Below are 14,019 nucleotides of genomic sequence, written 5' to 3' on the forward strand. Positions count from 1 at the left end.
CTGCACTTACGAGATATGCCCGAGGAAATCCTTGGTGCGATCCGATTGCGGATTATCGAACACCGCTTCGGGGGTGCCTTCTTCCACGATCACGCCGCCGTCCATAAAGATGACGCGATCGGCCACTTCGCGGGCAAAGCCCATTTCGTGCGTGACCACCATCATGGTCATGCCGCCCTGGGCGAGCTCCTTCATAACGCCGAGCACGTCGCGCACAAGTTCGGGGTCGAGAGCACTTGTGGCCTCGTCGAACAACATAACATGCGGGTCCATGGCAAGCGCTCGGGCGATGGCGACACGCTGCTGCTGACCGCCTGAAAGCTCGGAGGGTTTGTACTCGATGCGATCGCCGAGACCCACTTTGGTCAGCTGGTCGACCGCTATACGTTCCGCCTCTTCCTTGCTGCGCTTCAGCACCTTCTGCTGCGCGATCATGACGTTTTTCTTGGCCGTGAGATGCGGGAACAGATTGAAGTTCTGAAACACCATGCCCACTTTCGCGCGCACGGCATTGATATCGGTTTTCTTGGCGGTAATCTCCGTATCTTCGAAGAAGATGCGGCCACCGGTAGGCCTTTCCAGCAGGTTCACGCAGCGCAGCATCGTCGATTTGCCCGAGCCCGAAGGCCCTAGGATGACGACCACCTCACCGCGGCGAACGTTCAGATCGATGCCCCGCAAAACCTCGTTGTCGCCGAAGCTCTTGTGCAAGTCTTCGATGCGGACGACGATCTCGTTGGCGTTCTCTTCGCTCATATCCGATTCACCCCTAATGGCTCATATGGTTGCTGCCCAGCTGCGCTTCCTTCTTCAGCTGCGCAGCCGCATCGGCCTCGGCCGGGCCGGCGAACGTCTCGGACATGCGGATCGAACGGGCCACCGCGGCATCGGAACCGGGCTCAAACGATGCGCTCGGCGAATCTCCCGAACCGCCGTCTGTCTTCTTATGCTTGCGATGCCCGTTGGCCATGCGCGCTTCCATCGAGTTGATGAACTTGGTCATGGGGATGGTTACGATGAGGTAGAAGCCTGCTGCCACGATGTAGGGCGTTACGTTGCCGGTCGCTGCCGTAATGGTTTTCGCGTACATCATCAGTTCCATGACGCCGACGGCGGCCAAAAGCGAGGTGTCTTTGTACATGAGGATGAACTCGCTCGTCATCGTAGGAATGACGCGCCGCACGGTCTGTGGGATGATGACGAAGAACATGGTCTGCACGCCGCTCATGCCAAGCGAGCGCGCCGCTTCGGACTGCCCTTTGTTGATGGACTGGATACCTGCGCGGAATATCTCCGCCAAATACGCACTCGAGTTCATGATGAGCACGATGGCTCCCATCATGAACGGATCCATCTGCACGCCCATGAGCGGCAAACCGAAAAACGCGATATAGAGCTGGAGGAACAGAGGTGTACCACGCACGATGTTGATGTAGGTTGCCCCGATCGCACGCGGGAGGCGGTGTTTCGCCATACGCAAGAACGACCAGATGAGACCGAGCGGAATGGCGAGCGGGAAACTGACGATCACGAGCCCGAGCGATACGAGCCAGCCCGAGAGCAAAGCCGGAACCGAGGTGACGATAAGCGACGGATCGAAGAAAAGGTGCAGGAACTTGTTTGAGTTCCACGCCTTGACCCATTCCTGCTCGCTGAGCCACGACGATGCCTGCTCAGTCGGCGAGGTGCCCGAAACGGTGATAACCTGATCGGTGGCGGGCATTTCGAGGCTCTGCCCGTCGGCCGTGGTGTAGCTGCCCGCAAGCCCGAACGTTCCGCCTTCGCCAGGTAGAAGAGCTCGGTTGCACTCGATCATGATGAGCGCACCTGCAGGCGCTGGCTCTGCAAGCGTAACCACAACGGCAGTGCCCTGGACGCTCGCCTGGGCTTCCGCCTCGAGACGATCGAGTCCAGAAAGCACCGTTGTTTTAACGTTCTCGGCTTCAACCGTCGACCCCTCGGGAAACTCGATGGTCACGCTGGCCACCGATTCTCCCTCGTCGGATTGCCCCTGCCATGTTACCCGCGTCGCCGTAGCGCCGAGAACCGTTGTACTGTCGCCGTCCTTGTTCGGCTTGGCGGTCCAGCGCTCCACTTCGAGGGCATGCGCTTGGATCGGCAAGGCGAACGAGAGGGCGAGCGTTGCAGCGACAACCGCCGCCGCAACGCCCCATACGCGTTTCCGCAAAAAACCTGAAGCGGTATGCATCGTCACCCTATCTGTGCGTTACTGCGTTACTGAATCCACTTAGACGCGATTTCGTCGTACTTTCCGCTGTCGCGCACGGCTTTCAAAGCCTCGTTGAGCGCTTTGGTGAGTTCAGGATTCTCTTTGCTCACTGCGATGGCGTACTGCTCGCCCGTCGGGATTTCCTTGATGACCTCGCAATCGGTGTACGCGGTCTTCACATAGTAGTTACCCACCGGCAAGTCGACGGCAATCGCATCGATCTGACCCGACTGGAGCGCCGCATACACGGCGGTCATCTCGTCGAAGCCGACCATCTCGACGTCTTTGATGTTCTCGGCGGCCCACTCGTAGCCGGTCGTACCGGTCTGGGCGCCGACCTTCTTACCTTCGAGCTGGTTCACATCGGTGATTCCGGAATCCTTGAGCACGGTGATGCTCTGGTTCACATCGCAAACCGGTTCGGTGAAATCGATCTGCTCGAGGCGCTCGTCAGTGATGGTGAGGCCCGATACGCCCACATCGGCCTTGCCGCCGCTCTGGATAAGCGGAACGATCGTGTCGAACTTCGTCGACGGCAGGTATTCGCATTCAAGACCCATCTCTTCAGCGATCGCCTGCATGAGCTCGACTTCGAAGCCCTCGGGCGTGCTGCCGTTGAGGTTCTCGAACGGCGGGAAGTCAAGCGAGGCGGCAACGGTCAACTTGCCGTCGTTGATGAGCGTGTAACCCGATTCGGTAGATCCGGCGTTATCGGAGCTGCCGCTGTCGGATGCGGGTTTATCGCCACCCGACGAGCAGCCGAACAGCGCAAGCGCTGCTACGAGCATGCCGATTACGGCGAACAAACTCCACTTCTTGATGTTCATGGTACCAATCCCTCCCTCTTGCATAGTCCACAGATGCAAACTATAACGGTTGCAATCGCTTTATCATAATAAAGCGTATCTGGTGCATTATCCAATATTTCTTTGCGAATCGGGCCGCTTTTCGACTAGCGGGGGGTACTTTATGCGGGTGCGGTCACAAGGAAGCGCCGATCGAAGGCCCGTTTTTCTTCGCGACCGCTCGTACGCGAAGGATGGCGACCTGCCTGAGAGTGCTCGTTTTGGTGAACCCCGATTACGTTGATAGCTTCTATTCAGGTTCAGAATATGACGTTTTACGTCAAATATTTGCCGCATTAAGTCATATTGCGTGGTATGATTTCAACCAAGCGAGAAGGAGGCGTCGTGAACGAGGTCAAAGGTCGGATCAAGGCACTCAGCACGGCGATTGTGGTCATCTTGACCTTCGTTGTGCTGGTATCGAGCCTCTCTGTTCTGTACGGCATAGGGGGCCTCGCCACTGAGGCACTCACCTTCAACGAACTGCTCAACCGGGGCGTATGGCTTTTGCGACAAGCGCTTATCACGATTCTGCTCGCGTACATGGCATTCGTTTTCTTTCGCATACGCAGAGAAGAAACGCCGTTTTTCAAGCAGCTTCCCCGCGAGATCAAAACAGCAAGCGTCCTTCTGTTCGCGGCCTTCGTGCTTCCCCAATGGGTCGGGTACGCTATCAGAAGCTTTGCGACCGGCACAGTATCATTCGTGATTCTGGACGAGAACGGCATCCTCGCCCTCGGCCTCGCATTCACCGTATACTGCTTCGGGCAGATATTCCAGTACGGCCTTCTCGTCCAAAACGAGAACAACGAGATCGTTTAGGCCATGGCTATCGTAGTGCGCCTCGATCGGATGATGGCCGATCGCAAAATCTCGCTCGGAGACTTGGCAGAGCGGGTGGGCATCGCCGAAGGCAACCTCTCCAAGCTCAAGAACGGCAAAGTGAGCGGCGTACGGTTCAAAACGCTCAACGCCATTTGCACCGAGCTCGACTGCCAGCCAGGCGATATACTGGAATTCGACGAAGACAGCTTAGAGGACGAGTAACGACCCGTATCGCTCTCAGCTATCGTTCGATGCACCCTCGCCTGGCTGCACTACCAGATCACTGGTATTTCCATACCCATAGCGTCCATCCTCTCGCGAAGGTAGGCGTAATCGTTATCCACGTCGGGCGTACGTGTGTTGGCGTTCGTCGTCTGCTCGTCCATGTCGCTCAGGAAGCGGACGTACACTTCGCCGCCATCGGACCATTCGATAGTGGGATGCCACGCGAGGTTGCTCACCTCGACATGCCATGAGCCGCTATCGTCCGCATGGTCGCTCTTCGCGTCGGCGCCGTCATCTTGCACACGTACGAAATCGCAGGTGAAAAGCCCGCTTAAGATGGCATCCGTCTTCGACCAACCCGATATGAAGTCAGACAATCCGAACACCACCGGAATCTCGTTGCCCGAAGCGCCCTGCATGAAGCGCACCGGCTGCACCGTATGGGCGTGCGTACCCAACACCAGGTCGACGTCGAGGTCAGCGAGAAACGACGCGTAGTCGAGCTGCTGATCGTTTGGTTCGCTCTGGTATTCGGTTCCCCAATGCATGGCCACGATGACCGCATCGGCAACCTGCTGGGCGCGCTTCACGTCGGCTTCGATGGCGGCCTTATCGAACCCGCACAGGTTCCATGAGTTGGGAAGATTTTGCTGGTAATAGTTATCGCCGTAGCAGAACGCGAGAAACGCGAACGTCATGCCGTTTCGCTCGATCATGCGCACCGTCTCGCGCTCATCTTGGCTGCGATAGCTGCCCGCCGTCATGATCTGAGGGTGGCTGTCCCAAACGCCGAGCGAGCGATCGGCCAGATCGACGCCGTAATCGAGCACGTGGTTCGTTGCCAGGTTCACCATGTTGAAGCCCGTAGCCGAGATGGCGTCAGCCGCCGCATCGGGCGTGTTGAAGCTGGGATAACCCGAGTAGCCGTATTGCTCGGTACCGGCCATTACCGTTTCCTGGTTGATGAAACGCAGGTCGAAGTTCTGAATGAACGGAGCGACCTCCTGGTAGAACGGCGTGAAATCGTACGCCCCATCGCCCATGGTGCCGCCGTAGCCATCCGTCAGCTCGAGCACCTGATCGGAGCCTATCTGATCGCCAGCCGCCACAAGCGTGACCTTATCTGCCTGAAGCGATTGCGAGCCACGGCCCCACAAGAGATACTGTACGCCGTCGGTCGTTTTGCCATGGACGATGCCGTATTCGTCCACCGTTTCCGTTGCGCCGACGAGTTTGCCGGAAGGTTCAAACGATACGCCCGTCTCTGCGGGAGCCGCAGGATCGCCGGTGGGTTCGCCAGCGGATTCGCCGCCGAACACGCCGGTGAGCGCAAATACGCCGCCTGCCACGACAACAACAACCAGCAATGAGGCAACGGCATAGCGGTAGGGAATCGCAGCCCTTCCGTACTCCGCCCGCCGCCTATGCACCACCCTGCGAGAGCCACCCATAGCACACCCCCGATATATGACTTGCTATGTCATTGTATCGCGGTTGGAACACCAAGGGAATGCTACTGCGCAGCAGTGCGAATTTCTCAATATCAGCTTGCGATGCGAATTCGCTGCAATTGCCTGCTAAAGGCGAACTGCTGGGAGACGAGCCTGATGGATTTAGCCCAAAACTCAGTTATTGTTTCTGATGTTTTTCGGCCCACCGTTTGATGTCCCCGGCGTCACCAGAGTTCCGACACCTCATAGGCCATCTGCTTCCATCCGAATTGGTTATTATCACCCACCACTCGAAACGATTTCCCGCACGAAACCAATTCCGTTTGCTACCGCGTCTTTTAAGAACCTCGACCGATGGCGAAGAGAACACCTTCATCGTCACTTTCTTTAGCCCACGCACTTCCACGATCTTCATACTACTTTTGTCCGTCGCAACAATAAGCGTCAGGAGCTGTCCGTCATTTTTCGTTCCATAGGTCAAATACCCGCGTCTCATATATGCTTCGCCTCGCAAACTTTATGGTTTCTCGAGCTTCTTTCCAGCAGACAATCTAGCGTTGGTAGTATTCTACGTCGGGTTTAGCCTTGCGAGAGTACCGAAGTCGGTACAATAGCTTGTGCGGATCGAGCGATTCACCTGAAATTCGTTTGAAGGTATTGAGCAGGAGGCTTTGCCCGTCTGCCTATCGCCCCACTAATCCGGATCACCGCTTGTGGTCTGACCTTCGTTCGTCGTAGCCACGCTCGGCAGTAAAGCCGTTCACCCTATACGACTTACAACCTGCCCGCCGGTTCCTCGACTGTTTTCTTTTGCTGTTTACGGGATTCTTCTTACCATACGTTTTCTTCGCAGCGCAATAAGATAAACGCACATGCATACCCTAAGGCGGGCTCGCTTAAGCAAGATACAAGGCTTCGTTGTACTACGATATACCGCGATACGATTGCTATTACATGGGGCTTCCGAACCGCCCCTTGGATAGCCCTGATCGTTGTACGCGTGACCGTTGTTCTAAATTTCGTTAGACCGAAACGGGTATTAGCATAACGCCAGCTAACCATATGCGACCACCACTCAGTATCCCACTGCTCCGAAACTTTGGTGCCGACATTAGCGATTTCTTTTAGTTTTGCTGTCAGTCAGTACCCCACTGCTCCGAAACTGGTGACGGCTATAGGCTGGTATCGATGCAGTTTTGCTACCAGTCAGTACCCCACTGCTCCGAAACCTTCGGGTGAGGACGCAGCAGATGCGCCCCGTTTTGCTACCAGTCAGTACCCCACTGCTCCGAAACCGATTTCTTCGAGAAGCATCCGAGCCAGTTGTTTTGCTACCAGTCAGTACCCCACTGCTCCGAAACCCTTCAAACTTTGGTAAAAAAGGAAAAAAAGTTTTGCTACCAGTCAGTACCCCACTGCTCCGAAACCTCGCTCGATACGTTGTGTCCGAACACCTTGTTTTGCTACCAGTCAGTACCCCACTGCTCCGAAACCCCCTCGATGCGCTCGGAGGTTTCCACGAGTTTTGCTACCAGTCAGTACCCCACTGCTCCGAAACCGAAGCAGTTAGAGGAAGAATCAACGGGGAGTTTTGCTACCAGTCAGTACCCCACTGCTCCGAAACTAGCTGTTTGGATTGTATAAAAACCGCAGCGTTTTGCTACCAGTCAGTACCCCACTGCTCCGAAACTCCTCTTGGCAGCACTGTATCGCCCTAACCGTTTTGCTACCAGTCAGTACCCCACTGCTCCGAAACCATATCCTTGTAATCCAAATTATAAGCCGGTTTTGCTACCAGTCAGTACCCCACTGCTCCGAAACCCCGGCTACGGCATAGCCATAGACGGCAGGTTTTGCTACCAGTCAGTACCCCACTGCTCCGAAACCGATATCTGATGCTGATGTGCTCCCTGAAGTTTTGCTACCAGTCAGTACCCCACTGCTCCGAAACCCTCCCGTGTTCACGCCCGCGCAGAACTGGGTTTTGCTACCAGTCAGTACCCCACTGCTCCGAAACTATTGGAGCAAAATCTTTCCTGCAAAAAGACGGGGATACTGGCTGCATTCATCTTCAGCACTCGATAAAGTGCTGATCAATCCGCGTTTTTACTTCGTGCTCGTAGCACGAAGCATCGCGCTTGTTTTCCAACAACAGCAACGCAGAACCAAGAAAAAATGCCTGTTCATAGAGCTCGGTAAGGTCTTTTTTCGCTAAAAAAGTCTTAAGATTAACGAAAAGGATCGTCTTCGTACACCCTGCATCAACTGTCCAGGAAATAAACCGTATTAGATTGTCAAGGAGCGATTCGCTGGCGGAGCGCTGCACGCCAAACCCCAGCGCTTTAATCTGTCGTACCACATCCCATTCTACCGCAAACGAGTACTCTGATTTCATCTGAAAACCCAGTTCAGCAATTCGAGAATTCATTCGAGCGTTAAGGGATTCCACCTCAGCTCGCACGTCGTCGTCCTCAAGAAAAATCAAACTCATACGCTCATACCAACCAGCTTGCAACGTGCGTTCATCCCAAGGAAGATCGAATGGACTCGATACAGGAAGAAAAGCATTACTTGCACGCACTTCATTTCCGTTTTCGTCCCACAGCGAATACGGCTCAGGCGCCTCTCGACCCATGCCGGAGATCAAAGATCGACATATGCGACCGTAGAGCGTTGTGTTCTCCACCTCCAAAACGGAGGCACCGCTTTTCGCCACATCGATAGGACGATCCATCCCCGCTAAGCTTATTCTCATAGGACCAAAAACTCCTCCATGGTGTCTACTTCTTCGAAATCAGCCCTCTTGCCAGCAATAAACTCCATTGTTGCAAACTGTTTTTCTGTAACCTTCAAAACCTGGACAAGCCCCTCCGGTGGTCGGAATTTTCGAAGGCGCACAATCGCCGAACTCGCAGCACCCTCATTCACCACCAATTTGGCGTAGACCGATTTCTGCAACATCAGATAACCTTCTTTGATAAGGCGCTTTCTAAACAGTCGATATTCTTTTCGCTGCCGATCCGTTTCCATAGGAAGGTCGAACAGCACCATCAATCTCATATACCGAATCCTCGCGTCTTTACTCATAAGATATCGAAGGCCTCGATGTCTTCTACGGCTATCTTCTTGTTCAAAGCATTCAGGCAGTCCTGCACATACAAAGACACCACCGAACCCAAACGGTACGAACCCCCGCGATACGACACCCCTTTCCCGGCTAGATCACCCAACACATGCTTAACATCGGAGTCGAACTCACCCGCAAGAAAGTCAATGACAAGGCGGTCGACCGCCGGCCTGAAAGGCTCCATGAAATCGCACGCTAAGTTAAACTGGTTGAATTCGTTACGATGGCAAACGCCGCACTGCGTGAGATACCCGCGCGACACGATTTCGCGGTTCACCATAGAAAGCAATATCCCATACCCATAGTTCAGGGCCGCGTTTTGAGGGCAATCCTGATCTCTCGAAAAATCCGGGCCGAACAGCGCGCGAAAGTACACGCGCGCCGCATGCGCCTCCCTGTTCGTCGTATCACCCGAACGCACCTCAGAAGCAGCCGCCCTGAGGGCGGAGGCCTCCGAATACTCCCGTTCCTCCAAAAACCGTGCCTGGCTGCTTATCTTGTCTTTCACGATCCGCTGCCACACGCGCTTCTTTATTGGTTCGCCCCATTGCAGCTGTTCGCCGATACGCTTGACGGCATTGTGGGCACCGTACAAAGGCAAGTATTGCCCGATCGGATTGCAGCTTTCGTCAGATACAACAAGCGATATCTTTGCTTTGGCGAGTTCCATGAGCAAATACGCGCTGATGTACACTTGGTTTGTTTGCAAAATCACCGACGACACTTCGGAGAGATGAACCTTTGCAGTGTCGTCTTCTTTGCGAACAACCAAGTATCCGCTTTGGTACGAACAGCGACACGGATTCTCGATGAATACGGTCCTAAAGCTCAAGCCTACACCGCCTCTCGAACATTCCCGTTACCGATTGGTCAATGAAATAAAACTCTACGGAAGGGCTGGAGAGCTCTTTCGAAAACGTTGGCTGAATGCACCCCATCATTTTTCCTAACCCGACCGAAGATAAGTCAACGGCATTGGTTTTCCCGTTTCCCGACTGAATAAGAGAACGGATAATTCCAGCTTGCTGCGTTTCGTCAACATCGCGAAAGTCTATCGGAGCACTCTCGAAACGAAGCAGCCTCCAGAGTCGAGAAGCCCTTTTCAACATTTTTCCAGCAACGCTTTCAAACAGCGCAATCCTATCTCTTTCGCTCGCCTCCTTACCCTCAACCAGCCTCTTCAGCAAAGCGGTTTCTTTCTGCGAAAATGCAAGCTGCTGGGCGTTTCGCACCTCTTTCTTGCCCGTTATGTACAATCTGTCTCCATCGAGCTCGATCAATTGGTACTTGTATACCTTTTCTCGAGCGATACGCGTAAACTCCAGTCCTGCTTCCCCAGCAAGGCGTCGCGCATAGTCTTCCAGAGCAGTACTATCGCTTTCGAATCGCGTTGCAACGTGAACGGGCACCGGCGCAAACTGGAAGAGCTTTGTCTTCTTCTTGGGGTTGATCGCTTCGTACACGAAGAAATACGCGAACTGCTCTCGCGAGAAACTTCCGTATTTCTGAGGATCGAGCCCCTGTTTAACCGGCAACTCCATAGTTTTCCCACCACGGGGCGAGTAGATCGTCTGATCCCAAAAAGCCCCTGTAGCGAGCTCGGGCATCCGAGAAATGAAGCAATCTTTGTAATTGAGGCATTTTCTGATGCGATTGATTTCCTTTTCTGCGTCCCACACTATCTCTCCAGTCTCGGCATCGATGTAGCGATGTTGGAAACTGGCAACCAGATAGACGCTCGATCCCGGCGCTTGCCTCGTTTTGCGGAATTCCTCTCCCTGCTGACGCACCAATGCCTTTATCGCATGGGCCAACCCGATGGGGTTCTCGTAGACGGAGGGATGACGTTCCGTGATGAACCGCCCCATCTGACAGGCGAGATACGCGTCGTGGGCATGATGAAAATCGTTAGCTTCCCTGCATTTCACGAGGTTTTTGGCATCGCGCAACTGAGACGAAAGACTCGCTTTGATGGGAACGATTCTCGTATCCTGGTATTCCGCCGCTAAAAGCTGCTGAGTCATCTTTACCACCTGACTGGTCTCGACCAGCTGCCGCGCGATGAAGCCCTTCATGTCGTTCTCTCCCACCGAGGTGCGCATGAGGTTCTTGAACTTCTTATCTCCTATGAGCTTGGCATCGTGGAGGCTCTTCCAAAACGAGCTTCGCGCGCGGCGGATGGACGGATCGATCAAAAGCGTATCAGTCTTTCTCTGGTTTTCGCCCCGCAGCACCAGTGCCTTGTTCTCGAAGCTATCGTCCTTGATGTACGTTTGCGGCAAAATATGGTCAACTTCGTATAAATCGCCTGCTATCCGCGCAATATCGATCGGCTTTTCCGAGTACAGACATCTGCCGCGCTGCATGAAGTAGAGCGTCAATCTCTCATCGAGGTCTTGCGGTGCGCGCTCGCTGAGCTCTCTCCATACATCGGGATCGTCGTGCTTGAAAGCCTCGAGTGCTTCCCTCAGGTTGTCGTAGCGACGTTTCGTACGCTTGCCTTTGTTCTTCGGATCTTCATCGCGTGTTACCTCGATGTAGATGTGCTCGGGAGCTTTCCCTGCAATGGATGCAATCTCACGCACGATCCGCTGCGCTTGTTTAATGCTTCGCCGCAGCGCCGGAGAACCAGGAAGATCGTCCACGCCAAACTGACCGAGTCCCTCGATATACGCCGCGTTCAGCTCATCAAGGCGCTTCTGAAATCCCAGCTCATCATTGCGAAGAACCTCCATGAACACCATGCCCGAAGAGTCGTGCCCCGCATTGGGGTGCTCTTCGCGCAGGACGTCCATGATGGTTTTGGGCCCGTCGTTCGTATCCACGCTTACACCCACAAGCAGCTTACGAGACAGACGGCCCCAGCCGGTAAAGCGTTTTTTGCAGATGGTTTTGATCTGCTCAGCGCTCAACCGGTCGCTGTATTTTGCCTCGATCTTCTCCCGAAGTATCTTTCGATCCTCGAAAAGCGTATTCCACAGGATTATCTCCTCGATCATGGGAATGTCGGAGCCGGGCAGCTCGTCGACGCCGAAGACATCCTTGCAGAAAAAGTAATGTGACCCCAATTTCGATTCGAAACCCGTTTCGCCCTGCCCACCCGATACGCGCACGCTCGAAAACCCATGCGTTCGGCACATCCAGTCTGCCACCCGCTTATACGACACCGTCTTGCACTGCTTGAACAGCTCGCGTACGATCCCCTCACGATCAGCGCGGTCGAACCTCGGCTCCTTGTCGCCGTCAAGCGTCCATCGTGATCCGTTCAACTCGTTAAGAACGCAGAATTCCTCATACAGCAAAGAGCACCGTGGGAGGACGGCCTCCCCCTGCAAGTACGTGCACGTTCCCGTCATGCGCATGATGAAGTTTTCTGCACTTTGGTGACGGTCAATTACCTCTTCCCAGTTCCACGGCTTAATGGAGGTGCGCTCTTGTCCGGGTTTGCGCACCGACCACGCGAAGCGATCCTCCCCCTTAGCATCTTTGGCTGCATTGAGTTTGGTAAGCGGCCCTACGTAGTAGGGAATACGGAACTTCACGAGGGAAACAAGCTTTTCCTCTTCTTCTTTCAGGAAGGGATAGTGCTTCCTCTGGTTTTCGATGATGGCCTGCATTTCCTCGAGGTGCAGCTGATAGGGAATGCTTCCGTTATCGCTCGTTTTGAGTCGCCGCAGAAACGATCCCTCCTTGAAGCCATCCATCATCGCAACGTACCGCTCATCATTAGCCGCAGCCGTGTTTGCAAACAGCTTTTGCACTGCGTGTTCGAAGTCTTCGTATCTCATCGGAGCAGTGGGTTTGTATGCGGAGTTCTTGGGCCCGATATCGTACTTCGTGTAACCTTGTGCCTTCGCGGGATCGTATGTGCGCGTGCCCTCGTAAAATTCTCCGTTGAAGAATGCGTCGTATTCTTTAGGTGCATACTCCCTTACCAGAGCTTTCAACGTTTTGAGGTTTTCCTTGTACCTCTGGTACTCCGCGACCTTGCAGGTAGAAAGTGTTCCTCCGTTCGCTTCTTTTAAAATACCCATCAGCACAAAGGAGGAATGAACCGCCTGAAGGGATTCGAACAGCTCCGCTCCGTCATCGGGACAGGAAGAGCGGAATGCCTCCACCTTCTCCTCGTCAGTCATGCTGAATTTCGATTCGGATGACTGCTCGACGAAGAATACGTGGGATAACTCGGCTTTATACCCGACCATTGCTTGGGATATCGCCTTTCCCATGGTGGCAGCATAGTCTTTTTCCAACCCGAGCATACCTTGAACGGCTCGCTGCTTGTCCCCCTTTCTCTTTGACGAATCTTCCAAGACAGATGCAATGTCGACGCTTTGGCACGAGCAAGCGATGCCGTTTTCGTCGCACCATTCTCCGAGTGCGCCGACGAACCGTTCGACCGAATCGAGCATGTTTGCCTGACGGGCGCTCAGATTCGGCGAGCTTTCATGCAGAAAGTTGCCTCTGTGCTTTACGATGTTGTGAAAGGCGAGGTAGATGAGCCTGATATCCGCTTTTTCGTCTGTTTCCATAAGCCATGTACGTAAGTGGTAGATCGTTGGAAAACGGTGGTAGTACTCGGGCTCGGTGAAGTCCGAGTCGTTGAAAAGCGGCCACCGATACGAGGCGTGCCCTTCTGCTCGATCCTCGGCAAGCAGACGCGATTGACGAAGCCGGATGAAGAATTCAGAATCAACCTTTTCTACCTCATCCTGCAACAAGCCTTGCAGCAAATCGAGTCTCCAGCGGCGTCGTTCGTAACGTCGACGCTGGCCGCGCGCGAGTCGGGTGGATTCCGCCGTCTCGGCCGAGGGGAACAATCGACTGCCCCATGCCGGCCTTCCCTTGAACCGCAAAAGCTCCCCATCAGAGCCGAGCGCCGCCCATCCCACCGATCCGGTTCCCATATCGAGACCGATGTCGTATTCGTCAACATGGCGCAAATTCATGCTTCACATCCCCTTTCGTCCGTGCTAAAGTAAGCACGTCTTGATACCAGTCAAGATTCCACTGCAAGTCGAAATACGGCGATAGCCACAAAAGCCCTCGGGCGCCACGGAGGTGGCACACTTCGACTCAGCAAGAAGATCCCGCAAGGGGTCTTCTTTTCTTAGTATAACCTGATAGATAAGCTTATTGCGCACCATATCATGTTGCGCGGTCAAGCGAGTACTGTTTTTGGTACAGCCATTCACTTTGTGTGTCTTGTGATAGATTTTTCTCTAAGACGCATGCGACACTGGACACCTTCGTCCTCTCTTGATTCGAAATACTCTAACTCTCTCGAGTAGTACTGCGATTCGGCGGGCCTAGACC

General features: G+C 54.3%; 10 protein-coding genes and 1 CRISPR repeat array. Of the genes, 2 read left to right on the top strand and 8 right to left on the bottom strand.

Annotated elements, in window-relative coordinates:
- Positions 1-6: 6 nt before the first annotated feature.
- Genes FJE54_RS00710 through FJE54_RS00720 form a run of 3 tightly spaced genes read right to left on the bottom strand, consistent with a single transcriptional unit; the run spans position 7 to position 3,057 of the window.
- Positions 7-756, bottom strand: a complete 750-nt coding sequence (locus tag FJE54_RS00710; RefSeq protein WP_139650633.1) for an amino acid ABC transporter ATP-binding protein — start codon at positions 754-756, stop codon at positions 7-9.
- A 13-nt stretch (positions 757-769) separates the two neighbouring features.
- Positions 770-2,209 (bottom strand): amino acid ABC transporter permease, encoded by a 1,440-nt coding sequence (locus FJE54_RS00715; protein ID WP_139650634.1) that lies wholly within the window; start codon positions 2,207-2,209, stop codon positions 770-772.
- 26 nt (positions 2,210-2,235) lie between these two features.
- On the bottom strand, positions 2,236-3,057 hold the full coding sequence (locus tag FJE54_RS00720) for an ABC transporter substrate-binding protein (protein WP_139650635.1): 822 nt from the start codon (positions 3,055-3,057) through the stop codon (positions 2,236-2,238).
- A 363-nt stretch (positions 3,058-3,420) separates the two neighbouring features.
- On the opposite strand from FJE54_RS00720, the gene FJE54_RS00725 reads away from it, so the two are divergent.
- Together FJE54_RS00725 and FJE54_RS00730 are read left to right on the top strand one after the other, a co-directional pair.
- Positions 3,421-3,897, top strand: coding sequence for a hypothetical protein (locus FJE54_RS00725; protein WP_139650636.1), 477 nt, complete (start codon positions 3,421-3,423; stop codon positions 3,895-3,897).
- Positions 3,898-3,900: 3 nt separating this feature from the next.
- Positions 3,901-4,122, top strand: coding sequence for a helix-turn-helix domain-containing protein (locus FJE54_RS00730; protein ID WP_139650637.1), 222 nt, complete (start codon positions 3,901-3,903; stop codon positions 4,120-4,122).
- 50 nt (positions 4,123-4,172) lie between these two features.
- Here FJE54_RS00730 and FJE54_RS00735 read toward each other — a convergent pair whose 3' ends face one another.
- The 5 genes from FJE54_RS00735 to cas9 all read right to left on the bottom strand — a co-directional run bounded on the left by FJE54_RS00735 (position 4,173) and on the right by cas9 (position 13,652).
- Positions 4,173-5,576 carry a CapA family protein gene (locus FJE54_RS00735; protein ID WP_139650638.1) on the bottom strand — a complete coding sequence of 468 codons (1,404 nt, stop codon included), beginning with the start codon at positions 5,574-5,576 and terminating at the stop codon, positions 4,173-4,175.
- 1,127 nt (positions 5,577-6,703) lie between these two features.
- A CRISPR array of direct repeats spans positions 6,704-7,594; the repeat unit is 37 nt; unit sequence GTTTTGCTACCAGTCAGTACCCCACTGCTCCGAAACC.
- A 53-nt stretch (positions 7,595-7,647) separates the two neighbouring features.
- Entirely contained in the window at positions 7,648-8,331 is a 684-nt protein-coding gene (gene csn2, locus FJE54_RS00740; RefSeq protein ID WP_139650639.1) for a type II-A CRISPR-associated protein Csn2, read from the bottom strand.
- A complete protein-coding gene (gene cas2 / locus FJE54_RS00745) occupies positions 8,328-8,636 on the bottom strand; it encodes a CRISPR-associated endonuclease Cas2 (protein ID WP_139650640.1) in 309 nt (102 codons plus the stop codon). Before cas2 ends, csn2 begins: the two co-directional genes overlap by 4 nt.
- 23 nt (positions 8,637-8,659) lie before the next feature.
- On the bottom strand, positions 8,660-9,535 hold the full coding sequence (gene cas1 / locus FJE54_RS00750) for a type II CRISPR-associated endonuclease Cas1 (protein ID WP_139650641.1): 876 nt from the start codon (positions 9,533-9,535) through the stop codon (positions 8,660-8,662).
- Complete coding sequence (gene cas9 / locus FJE54_RS00755; protein WP_139650642.1) at positions 9,525-13,652, bottom strand: type II CRISPR RNA-guided endonuclease Cas9; 4,128 nt, start codon at positions 13,650-13,652, stop codon at positions 9,525-9,527. Before cas9 ends, cas1 begins: the two co-directional genes overlap by 11 nt.
- Between the last annotated feature and the right edge of the window lie 367 nt (positions 13,653-14,019).

Source organism: Raoultibacter phocaeensis (genome assembly GCF_901411515.1).
Lineage (GTDB): Bacteria > Actinomycetota > Coriobacteriia > Coriobacteriales > Eggerthellaceae > Raoultibacter > Raoultibacter phocaeensis.

Bases quoted from the DNA above. Each gene is read 5' to 3' on its own strand.
- csn2 (WP_139650639.1), bottom strand. From the start codon at position 8,331: ATGAGAATAAGCTTAGCGGGGATGGATCGTCCTATCGATGTGGCGAAA.
- FJE54_RS00715 (WP_139650634.1), bottom strand. From the start codon at position 2,209: ATGCATACCGCTTCAGGTTTTTTGCGGAAACGCGTATGGGGCGTTGCG.
- cas9 (WP_139650642.1), bottom strand. From the start codon at position 13,652: ATGAATTTGCGCCATGTTGACGAATACGACATCGGTCTCGATATGGGA.
- FJE54_RS00730 (WP_139650637.1), top strand. From the start codon at position 3,901: ATGGCTATCGTAGTGCGCCTCGATCGGATGATGGCCGATCGCAAAATC.
- FJE54_RS00710 (WP_139650633.1), bottom strand. From the start codon at position 756: ATGAGCGAAGAGAACGCCAACGAGATCGTCGTCCGCATCGAAGACTTG.
- cas2 (WP_139650640.1), bottom strand. From the start codon at position 8,636: ATGAGATTGATGGTGCTGTTCGACCTTCCTATGGAAACGGATCGGCAG.
- FJE54_RS00720 (WP_139650635.1), bottom strand. From the start codon at position 3,057: ATGAACATCAAGAAGTGGAGTTTGTTCGCCGTAATCGGCATGCTCGTA.
- FJE54_RS00735 (WP_139650638.1), bottom strand. From the start codon at position 5,576: ATGGGTGGCTCTCGCAGGGTGGTGCATAGGCGGCGGGCGGAGTACGGA.